An 807-nucleotide genomic window follows, 5' to 3' on the forward strand; every position below is an offset into this window, starting at 1 on the left:
TTGTGGCGTTTGCGTTTCATGGGGCTTCTCCTGGCCAAGTCTGGCCGGTAGGGAAGCTCTCATAAGGCCTGGATCAGTTTTTGGGGTCCACGTCACTTCTCTGCATCTCACGCGTCCATCACACGACAGAAACAAACACGGCGGTGCCTTGGACGGCAGAAGTGTCCTGCCTGGGGATGATGTGAGTGTCTGAACTAAGGCAAGGGGTGGGGAGGCCGTGGTGCCAATGAACTTGTCGCCGTTCACGCATCCTGGGGCCAGGATGCGTGGAGGATGGATTGGTATCCCGATCATGAATGGTCTTATTTGCTGTAGCTATCCTCGAAAAGAACTTAGTCAGTTAGGGACTCCTGAAAAAGGCAAATCAACTGCGCCGCAGCTGGTCTGAGCGGTTAGGAGCCGATAAACTGGCAGGGAACGCGGCAATCGCGGATTGCCGCCACTGACGATGGCCACACATGTACCGGACACAGCATAACGGGCAGCTTTCATTTAAGGACTTCCACGTGCCTTTTGGTGGCACACTTGACCCTGACAACCGCTGGGTGCTGCATGCAGAGCTTATCCCTTGGCAAGAGCTTGAGGAGACTTATGCCCCTCAGTTCAGTGCAAATGTGGGTGCTCCTGCCAAGCCCGTGCGACTGGCGTTCGGGTCGCTCTACATCAAGCAGCGTTTAGGGCCCACAGACGAAGAGACTGTTCTCCAGATTCAGGTGACGTGGACCCCAAAAACTGATCCAGGCCTTATGAGAGCTTCCCTACCGGCCAGACTTGGCCAGGAGAAGCCCCATGAAACGCAAACGCCAC

The 807-nt window shown here is 55.6% G+C and carries 1 pseudogene; it reads left to right on the forward strand.

From position 1 onward, the window contains the following. Positions 1-458 precede the first annotated feature (458 nt). Positions 459-807, forward strand: a pseudogene (locus KUG41_RS15465) (hypothetical protein); the annotation flags it as partial.

The sequence above is a fragment of the Synechococcus sp. CCY 9618 genome (genome assembly GCF_019038415.1).
GTDB lineage: Bacteria > Cyanobacteriota > Cyanobacteriia > PCC-6307 > Cyanobiaceae > Cyanobium.